The organism is Nocardia sp. NPDC004722 (assembly GCF_053601505.1).
This window is the reverse complement of record NZ_JBSGBY010000311.1, coordinates 1-10018: the sequence shown is the minus strand read 5'-3', so window position 1 is coordinate 10018 and position 10018 is coordinate 1. Positions and strand designations below refer to the sequence as shown.

At 70.4% G+C, this 10018-nt stretch carries 5 protein-coding genes and 1 pseudogene; 4 read left to right on the top strand and 2 right to left on the bottom strand.

What is annotated here, in order from left to right; all coding sequences use genetic code 11:
- Positions 1-2793: UvrD-helicase domain-containing protein (locus ACWELQ_RS26860; RefSeq protein ID WP_452399822.1), on the bottom strand; the 2793-nt coding region annotated here is incomplete at its 3' end.
- A gap of 115 nt (positions 2794-2908) precedes the next feature.
- Complete coding sequence (recC, locus tag ACWELQ_RS26855) at positions 2909-6259, bottom strand: exodeoxyribonuclease V subunit gamma (RefSeq protein WP_452399821.1); 3351 nt, start codon at positions 6257-6259, stop codon at positions 2909-2911.
- Positions 6260-6437: 178 nt separating this feature from the next.
- Between recC and ACWELQ_RS26850 the strand changes: the two genes are divergently transcribed.
- The 4 genes and pseudogenes from ACWELQ_RS26850 to ACWELQ_RS26835 all read left to right on the top strand — a co-directional run.
- Positions 6438-6644 (top strand): hypothetical protein, encoded by a 207-nt coding sequence (locus ACWELQ_RS26850; RefSeq protein WP_452399820.1) that lies wholly within the window; start codon positions 6438-6440, stop codon positions 6642-6644.
- 89 nt (positions 6645-6733) lie between these two features.
- The gene (locus ACWELQ_RS26845) at positions 6734-7642 is read left to right on the top strand and encodes a tat pathway signal sequence (protein ID WP_452399819.1); all 909 of its coding nucleotides are present in this window, start codon (positions 6734-6736) and stop codon (positions 7640-7642) included.
- Positions 7643-7835: 193 nt separating this feature from the next.
- Positions 7836-9284, top strand: coding sequence for an NAD(P)/FAD-dependent oxidoreductase (locus tag ACWELQ_RS26840; RefSeq protein ID WP_452399818.1), 1449 nt, complete (start codon positions 7836-7838; stop codon positions 9282-9284).
- Between the two features lie 166 nt (positions 9285-9450).
- Positions 9451-10018 (top strand): annotated as a pseudogene (locus tag ACWELQ_RS26835) (hypothetical protein); the annotation flags it as partial.

The following is a 10018-nucleotide window of genomic DNA, read 5'->3' as shown; positions in this document are numbered from 1 at the left end:
GTCGGCGACGCCGCCCTCGGGCAGATCGCTCGCGGGCAGCGCGTCGTGCGCGCCCGCGGTCAGCGCGGAGTAGGAGGTGCGCCGCCACGCTTGATCGAGGGTGCGGTCGAACCGCGCGACCGCCAAGGGCTCGGCGGCGGTGGCGGTGTGGTCGAGCGGCAGGCGGGCGCGGTTGATCTCGCGGACGGGTTCGACCGCGATCACACCGGGTTCGGCGGCCGCCGCCCACTCCCGAATGCGTTCCAGCGCCACCGAATCCGCGGGCACCGGCACCTTGTCGGCCACGGCCGGGCTGCCGGGTTCGCGACCCAGCAGCATGCGATGCAGGGGCGCGGTCTGGGTGTCGAAGGCCGGCGCCCACCAGGCCACCACCTGTGCGCCCGCCCGGGTGAGCCCCACGTACAGCAGTCGCAGTTCCTCGGCCTGCTCCTCGTCCTCGGCGCGTTTGCGGCGACCGCTGTAGCCGGGTGCGTCGGGACCGCCGACATCGAGGACGCGGCGGCCCTGCTCGTCGTGGAACAGCAGGGTCGGCGGATTGCGCATCTTGCCGGTGTCCCAGGCGAAAGGCAGGTACACGATCGGGAATTCGAGGCCCTTGCTGGCGTGCACGGTGGCGATCTGCACCGCCTCGGCATCGCGATCCAGGCGGCGGCTGCGCCCGGCCACACTGCCCGACGCCGGATCGCGCACCCGGTCGGCGAGCCAGCGGGTGAGCGCGGACAGGCCCATGCCTTCCCGCAACGCGGTCTCGTCGAGCAGCTGGGCGATCTGCCGCAGGTCGGTCAGCTGCCGCTCACCGCCTTCGAGGGCGAGCAGGCGCGGGGCGAGCTTCGTTTCCGCGCTGAGCCGTTCGGCCACCGCGGCGAAACCGGAGCGGGCGAACAGCCGTCCGCAGTCGCGCAGGTCGGCGCTGAGGCGGCCGACGAGATCCGCTCCCCCGGTGTCGATCTCGGCAGCGCTCAGTCCCAGCAGCGGTGTTCCAGCGGCCAACCGCACCCGGTCGGCGCGATGCGGTTGTTCCAGAGCGTGCAGCACCCACAGCCAGTCGGTGGCCGCGGGCGTACCGAAGACGCTCGCACCGCCCGCCAGCACCGCGGCGACTCCAGCCGCCTCCAGTTCCTTGCGCACCAGATCCAGCTGCTTGTTGTAGCGCACCAGGACCGCGATATCGCCGGGGCCGATGGGCCTTTCGGCCGGTGTGCCCGCGTCGATGCGCATCCCGGAACCGAGCAGCCCGACGATATCGGCGACCACGTCGATGGCGACGCGCTCCCGCTGCCGGCCCACGGTCGGATACCCCGACCGGTTGAGCGGTCCCGCGCCACTGCGCGGCAGGCACCGCAAGCGCAGTGGCGTCGCCAGTTCCGGCGGGCCCGACAGCCGCGAGAACGGCCGGGTCGCCGCCACCCGGTGCACGGTGATCTCCTTGTGTCCCAAGGCCGCACCGCCCTGGAGGTGTTCCAGCGCGGTGAGCAGTCCCGCGTCGCTGCGCCGGTTGGTGGTGAGTTCGCGTTTGCCGTCGGCGTGCGCCACCGCGTCCAGATAGCTCAGCACCTCGGCCCCGCGGAAGGCGTAGATCGCCTGCTTCGGGTCGCCGACCAGCACCAGCGTCGCGTGCCCGTGGAAGGCGCGGCGCAGGATGTCCCATTGCAGCGGATCAGTGTCCTGAAATTCGTCGACCAGCGCCACCCGGTAGCGGTCGCGGATGCGCCCGCAGGCCAACGGACCGGCTTCGGGATCGGCCAGCACGCCGTGCAGCAGCACCAGCAGGTCGTCGAAGTCCCGCAGTCCCGAAAGCCGTTTGCGCCGTGCGGTTTCCACCCGCGCGGCGGCGGCGAAGGCCACCCGCTCGGCGGCCGGGTCCTCCTCCGACTCGGCCTCGGGTTGCAGCAGGGCGTGCGGATCCCCCACGGCCGCGGCGGCCAGCCGCTGCGCGTCCGCGGGCGGGAACGGCGCACCGCCGCGCGCGTACCGGCTCAGGTACAGATCGTCGGCCACCGTGGAGACGACGTCCTCGATCCCCTCGACCAGCCGCACCCCCGGATCCTGTTCCCCCGCCAGCCCGAGCTCGTCGAGCATGCGCTGACAGAAGCTGTGCGTGGTCGCGATGGTCCCCGCGTCGAAATCCGACAGCGCGGCCAGCAGCCGCTCGCGGCGCGCCGCGATCTCCCCCGGATTCCCCTGCGCCAGATGCCGAATCAGCTCATCGTTCGATGCGAGCGCCCGCTCCGGATCCCCCAGCGCCGTCGCCACCCCCACGAACCGATCCCGCGTCCGCTCCCGCAACTCCTGCGTCGCCGCCCGGCTGAACGTCACCAGCAGCAACTGCGAGATATCGATCCCGCCCTCGGCCACGAACCGCACCGCCAACCCGACGATGGCATACGTCTTCCCGGTCCCCGCACTGGCCTCCAGCACCGTCGTCCCGCCCGGCAGCGGCCCGGTCAACTCGAACCGATTCGCCGAATCCCCTTGTGGCGCACCGATATCACCGCCCGATCGTGGCCCGCTCACGGCTGCACCAGCCTGATGGTCGTCCCACAGTCCGTCATCGGAAGCGCCCGCGTCGGATGCGGCGCCTGGGCGATCCATGCTCGCATCCCCGGCCACGCCCGCGCCCTCGGCGGCCGAACCCGTTGCGCCGGAGCCGAACAGGTCCGCGGCCTGGGACTCCTGCGGCGTGCTCTCGCGGCGGCGGGGCTCTCCCCCCGGGCTGTCGCCGCGACGCCGCGTGCGGGCGGCTGGGCGGGGGGCCAAGTCCGCGTCCGTCAGGGAGAAGAGGTCGTCCGTCATGCGCGCGCACCGCCGGTATTCGGGCACGGCCGGGTTCCGCACGAGTGGGCGGCGGCCATGGGCAGCGAGAGGCAGCGCGCTGGGGTGCGGGACAGGGTGTTCCTCCTCGGAGCGGTCATGGCTGGCCTTGATTCTCGTTGGTGAGCAAGGGATTCCAGAGGCGGCGCGCCAGTTCGCCGAAACGGGTGGGTTCGGGGTCGGTGCCGGGTGGGGCCGGGGCGGCGGCCGCGGTGAGCTGGTCGAAGCGTGGGGAGGGACCCAGGATGTGGCGGAAGTAGCGGTCGGTGTGTTCGCCGAAGCGGTCGTCGAAGTCCTGTTCGGCGGCGTGCAGGGCGTCGTCGGTGGTCGCGCCCGCCAGGCGGCGTTCGGCGTAGGTGGCCGAGGCCGACGGGGCGATCGGCAGCGGTTCGGACAGGCCCTCGTCGCGCAGTAGTACGAGGTCGCGCAGGATGCCGCGGGCCAGGGGCGCGGTCGGCGAGGTGAGGGTGGACTGCCAGGCGGGCCGGTGGTGCTTGCCGCGGCCGATGGTGATGGCCCGCCACGACTGGTGCGTGCCGGTGGCGGCCAGCGCGAGCAGCCGAATCCACGCCGCCATCCGATGTTTCGGGGCCAGCCGCGAGAAGGTGGTGCGCAGCAGGGCGTCGTCGTGGACATCCGGGACGGTGCCGGTGAGGCGGCGGCCGTCGCCCAGATCGACGGCGATATCGATGGTGCGCGCGGGAATCTCGTGCAGCGGCCGCGCCACCCGCACCAACTGGTCGACCGTGCCCTCCACCTCGTCGAGCACGGCCGCGCCCATGCCGAACGGAGGCAGCGTGCCCCGCCGCCATTCCGCGGCGCGCAGCACATTCGGATCCGCACCGGTCAGCCGCGCCGACAGCATGCGCTCGCCCATATTCCATTTGGTCAGGCCGTCGAGTTCGATGGGCAGGCGATCGGCGATCTCCTCCTCTTCCTCGGGCACCCGAATTCCCAGGCGCTGCCACAGGAATGCGCGCACCGGGTGTTCGGCGAAGGCCACCAGGTCCGCGAGTTCGACATCCCCGCGTTCGGTCCCCGGCAGGGGTGTGGGCAGAAACAGCGGGCGCGGCACCGGAGTCCGTTCCGCCGCCAGCGCCCCGGCCAGTGCGACGGTGTCGAAGCTGAACGGGTTGTCGATGCGGAAGTTGCGGCGGTCGAAGGGCTGCAACGGATGTCGTGTCACCACGCGTTCCAGCGCGGCCGCGCCGACATGCGCGCGCACGGTGTCCAGCAGTTCGGCCAGCGGGATGGCGGGCGGGCGATGCGCGCCCGACACCGGATCGGCACCGGTGTGCAGCAGGATCAATCGCTCCCCGGCGGCCATGATGGCATCCAGCAGCAGCTGTCGGTCCTCGCTGCGCGGATCGCGGTCACCGGGCAGGCGATGCCGTGCCAGCGCGTCGTCGCCGTCGACGCCGCCGGTGCGCGGGAACACCTCGTCGTCGAGCCCGAGCAGCACCACCACCCGGTGCGGCACCGAGCGCATGGGCACCATGGTGCACACGGTCAGTTCCCCGGTGCGGAAGTTGGCGCGTGAGGGCCGCCCGGCCAGCCGTGCGTGCAACAGCGCCCCGATATCGCTGAGCCGCAAGGGAATCTGCCCGGCGGGTTCGAGCGCGGCGGCGAGTTCGCGGCGCGCCTGCACGCCGATCCAGCCCTGACTGGCGGGCATCTCGGTGAGCAGGTCCAGCGCCCGCCCCAGCACCGCCGACCAGTCGGCCGCGGGCCGCGCCGAACCGGCCGGTTCGTCGAGGGTGGAGCCGCGCAGGTCGCGCAGGCAGACCGCCAGCCGGTCGACGAATTCCGCGAACCGGCCCGCCAGATCGATGTCGTTGCTGTCCACGTCGTCGAGCGGCAGCACCAGATCCAGCCAGTCCTCGCTGGATTCGCCCGCCGCCACCCCCAGCAGGATCCGGTCCACCGCCGCGTTGAGGGTGTTCTGCGCGAAATCGCCGAGCCCGAACGCCTGCCGCTGCCGCTGCCCGATGCCCCAGCGCGCCCCGGTCTCGGTGGCCCATTCGCGCAACCGCTCGATGTCATCGTCGTCGAAGCCGCAGCGCAGCCGAACCGGTTCGGCCGCACACAGATCCAGCGCCTCGGTCACGGTGACCCGGCCGTCGGCCAACTCGAGCAGAATGCCGATCACATCCAGCAGCGGATTGACCGCCCGTTGCGCCCGATCGGCCAGCCGCACCCGCAATCCGTGCGCGGGATGCCCGGCCTCGGCGGGCGCGTGCGGCGACGCGGGCGCGGCCCACTGCCCGAACGCGGCGCGCACCAGCGGCCCGTAACTCTCCACGTCCGGGCACAGCACGATGACATCGCGCGGTTCCAGGGTCGGGTCGGCCGCGAACGCGCCGAGCAACGCGTCGCGCAGCACCTCCACCTGGCGGGCGGGCCCGTGGCAGGAGTGCACGGCGATGGTCCCGTCGGCCAGGCTCGGCTCGGGCATGAGCGACCAGCGGTCCTGCCGGATCGCGGCCTGCAGTTCCGACAGCAGCGTGCGCCCGCCCGCGGCCGGAGCGTCCGGGCGCGGGTGATAGGTGTCGATGTGGTCGTAGCCCGCCAGCCGCTGCTGCAACTCCCGCACATCCCGCCCCAGCGCCGCCAGCAGCGGATGCCGCACGCGCACACCGGCATTCGGGATCACCTCGGCGTCGGCGAGCTTGGTCCACAGGGCCGGGCTGGGATGCACCAGCCACAGGTGTACCCCGCGCCCCGACGACAGCGCCGAGAGCACCTCGAGCTGATCGGTGCTCAGCCGCGTCACCCCGAACAGCGAAATCCGTTCCGGCAGCGACACGATCGACGGTTCGGCCCGCAGCCGCGCGCACGCCGTGCCCAGCCGTTCGGCGCGGCTGGGCAGCCCCACCACCGCGCGCACCCGCCGCCACAGCAGCGGCTGCCACAGCAGATCCGGCGGCAACGCGTGGCCCGCCCCGTCGGTGTCGTGGCCCGCGGCCCAGTCGGTCACCATGGCCGGGCGCTGCGCGCCGTAACTGTCGAACAGGGCCGCGATCCGCGCGGCCGTCGCGTACCGTCGCCCGACCCGGTGGCCGGAGGCGTCGCCGTTGCCCAGATGCCGGGCCAGGACCGCGGCCCACGGTTCGGTGAGGACTTCGTCCAATACCGGCAGCAGTGTCCACACGAGGCGTTCCGGCGACCACGGGTCCTGCTCCGGATCGACTCCGGTCGCCTCCGCCAGCACCGCACCCACCAGGGCCGCGGGGTCGGCGAAATCGATATTGGCCGCGATGCCGTCGGTGCTGGATCCTGTGTCGCCGCAGCCGAGTACGGTGGCCAGGCGTTGTTCGAGCCAGCGTTCTATCCCTTTGGCGGGAACCGCGACCACTTCCGGGGTGAACGGATCGCCGAGCGGATCGGCGAGCAGCTCGGCCAGCGCGTCGGCGAGCGTATCCGCTCGTTCGGCCCGGTGAATGTGCACGAGCTGTGTTTATACAGTTGGCGAACGACATGCAAACACCGCCCCTCCCGGCTCGCCGGGTGACCCCTGCCACACGCGGGAGATTTGCTCGGGCGCGTCACCCGGAAATTCAGGTGTGGTATGCGACAGTGCCTTTCGGGGAGGTTCGAAGTTGGTCAGGAAAGGCTGGTTCACATCGATGTTGGCGTCGGTGATTCCCCTGGTGCCCAGAACCGGATTCACGGTGCGCCGGGTGGGAGACCGTTGGGAGCTCGTCAACTCCCGGCATTACGGCCGCGGCGTCGTTCTCCAGTCCTGGCCGCGCGATCGCCACACCGAGGCTTTCGAGCACTGCTATCGCCTCAACGGCCGCAGTATCGAAGAGCTACAAGCGGCTTTCCACTGAGAACGGCGAAATTCGGTGCGACAGTGTCGATTCGATAACAGAAGCGCCGACGCCCCGCAAGAGGTGCGTATCGGGCATAGCGCCCTCTATTGTGTTCCCTCGTGCGTTCCCCCAAGGCCCGGCGCGTGGCCTCCTCCGCTTGTGTCCTCGCTGCCGCGGCCCTGATTCCGGCCGCGCCCGCGTTCGTTCCCGTGGCCGGCGCCACGCCCGCCAATGCCGGCGGCCTGGTGCACGCCCAGGGCCCGATCGCCGGTTTCGACGCCGATATGAGCAATCGCATTGCCGCGGCCGACAATTACCTCGCCACCCGTCCCGGCGTGACCGGTTATGTGATGCGCGATCGGGTCACCGGCGGCATTTATCGAAACGGCAACGCCGACACGAACTTCTGGACCGCCTCCACCATCAAGCTGGCAATCGCGGAGGATCTGCTGAACCGCGCCCGCGTCGGCGCCATCCAGCTCGGCCCCGACGACCGCGCGCTGATGGAGTCCATGCTGGCAACCTCGAACGACAATGCCGCGGACATCCTCTGGAACAAGTACGCCGGAATGGACCGGATGTCGTTCAACAACGCCTTCCGCGCCAACGGCATGACCGGCCTGGTCCCCCTACCCCCGACCACCAATATCGAGCAGGTCAAGCTGTTCCCGGACTGGGGTTTCCAGCAGTGCTCCCCCGCCGACCTGGATCGGCTCATGGACAACGTGCTCACCCGCATGCACCCCGACGATCGCGCCTACCTGCTCGACCGCATGCGCCGCGTGGACACCAATCAGCACTGGGGCGTGTGGGGCGCGGGCGCGGCGATGAACCCGGGCCTGAAGAACGGCTGGTCCGATGAGCAGGGTGGCTGGGTGGTCAATTCGGTCGGCTTCGCGGGTCCGGGCGAGCGCTACACCCTCGCGATCATGACCGAGCAGGGCGATCAGGGCGGTTACACCGACGGCGCCGAAACCACCACGCACGTGGCGCAATTGCTCTTCCAGGGTCGCTGACCCGATTCGGTCCCGGCCCCGGACACAGCTGCTCCGCCAATCCCCCAGGACCGACCGTCCGTCTTGTATCTTCTAGAGAGTTGTCTAAAAGGTCTGTTTTCGGTCGGTCCTGATTGGGCTGCGCGACTCACACTGCACTACCGTTACGGGTGAGTTGTCGTAGTTTCACCGTCTGGCGAGGAGCAGGAACTAGATGAACGCCGAGAAATCCGTCGCACAGCGTCATCGCGTGGTGGTGATCGGGTCCGGGTTCGGTGGACTGTTCGCCTGCAAGCACCTGCGCAAGGCCGATGTCGACATCACGCTGATCTCCAAAACCTCCACGCACCTGTTCCAGCCGTTGCTGTACCAGGTCGCGACCGGCATCCTGTCGGTCGGCGAGATCGCCCCCGCCACCCGCATCGTGCTGCGCAAACAGCAGAACGTGCGCGTCATCATGGGCGACGTCACCGATATCGACGTCGAGGGCGGCACCGTCACCTCGCGGCTGCTCAACCAGGACTACGTCACCCCCTTCGACAGCATCATCGTCGCCGCGGGTGCGCAGCAGTCCTACTTCGGCAACGACCACTTCGCCACCTATGCCCCCGGCATGAAGACCATCGACGACGCACTCGAACTGCGCGCGCGCATTCTCGGCTCCTTCGAGGAGGCCGAACTGGCCCCCGATCAGGAGACCCGCGACCGCTTCATGACCTTCTGCGTCGTCGGCGCGGGCCCCACCGGCGTCGAATTGGCCGGGCAGATCGCCGAACTCGCCGACCGCACCCTCGACGGCACCTTCCGCAATATCGACACCCGCGACGCGCGCGTCATCCTCATCGAGGGCGCGGGCGCGGTGCTCGCGCCGATGGGTCCCAAGCTCGGCGGCAAGGCCAAGGCGCGGCTCGAGAAGATGGGCGTGGAGATCCAGCTCAACGCCATCGTCACCAATGTCGACGCGCGCGGCGTCACCGTGAAGGATCCGGACGGCACCGAACGCCGCATCGAATCCGCGTGCAAGGTGTGGTCTGCGGGCGTGCAGGCCAGCGAGCTGGGCAAGATCCTGGCCGACAAGTCCAAGGGCACCGAGACCGACCGGGCCGGGCGCGTCATCGTCGAACCCGATCTCACCATCAAGGGCTACCCGAACGTCTTCGTGGTCGGCGACCTGATGTCGGTGCCGGGCGTGCCCGGGCAGGCGCAGGGCGCGATCCAGGGCGGCACCTACGCGGCCAAGGCCATCAAGGCCGAGGTCGAGGGCAAGCAGAAGGCCGAGGACCGCAAGCCGTTCAAGTACTTCGACAAGGGCTCGATGGCCACGGTGTCGCGGTTCAACGCGGTCTGCCAGGTGGGCAAGCTGGAGTTCAGCGGGTTCTTCGCCTGGCTGGCGTGGCTGGGCCTGCACCTGTGGTACCTGGTCGGCTTCCGCAGCCGCTTCGTCACGGTGCTCGAGTGGATGGTCTCGTTCCTGGGCCGCCACCGCGGGCAGATGGCCGCGACCGAGCAGTGGGTGTTCGCGCGCCTGGCTTTGGAAGCGCTCGACGATCCCGATGAGGCCCGCCGGTTGGCGACGCAGATCGGCACCGAATCCGCTTCCGGCAACGGCAAATCCGTGGCGAATGACAAACCGGGCGGATCCACGGCGCAGCGCGCGGGCTGACCGCACACATTCCGCGCGGTCTCGATAGCGGCCTGACCGGGCTGCGATGTCCCGACCAATCCGGCACACCGGCCGGATCCGAATGTTCGACATCCGTTGACATTCGGGAGAAAGGTCATTCATGGGCAAACGCCAACCGGTCGATTTGGTACGTGAGGCAAGTTCGGTGCGACGACGCCTGGGTTCACTGGCGGTCGCGGGTGCGCTGCCGCTGGTTGCCGCCCTGGCTACCGCCGGAACCAGTGCCGCGGAACCGGTTTCGTCCGACGAGAACCAACCGGCCGTGGTCGACAACCAGCCGGCCGCCACCCAGCCCGGCGGCACCGACGCCGGACAGGGCATGGTGGTCGACACCCCGTTCGGCAAGTTCGCCGTGCCGATGCCGCAGGCCATGGCCGACAAGGCACACGCCTACCTCGACGCCACCGCGGCCGAGGTCCAGCCCGCGGACGCCACCGACACCGTCGAGGCCGATCCACTGGTCCCCGCGGGTCCGGTCGCTCCGGTGCGGGTGGGCCGCAACTCCGCCACCGGCGTGCGGGACATCCCCAATTCGGCTCTCGCGCCGGTGGATCAGAGCAAGCTGCACCAGCCCGATCCGATGTCGGCCCCCGAGGTCGCGCCGATCGCCGCCCCCGAGGCCGCCGCCTGCGATCGCTGTGACCCGCCGCCTTATCTGCAAGCGGCGGCGCTGTGGGGGATGGGCATCGTCGAATTCCAGGACGGCAGTCACG

Excerpts from the sequence above, each read along its gene's own strand:
- ACWELQ_RS26850 (WP_452399820.1), top strand. The coding sequence starts at position 6,438 with ATGTTGGCGTCGGTGATTCCCCTGGTGCCCAGAACCGGATTCACGGTG.
- ACWELQ_RS26840 (WP_452399818.1), top strand. The coding sequence starts at position 7,836 with ATGAACGCCGAGAAATCCGTCGCACAGCGTCATCGCGTGGTGGTGATC.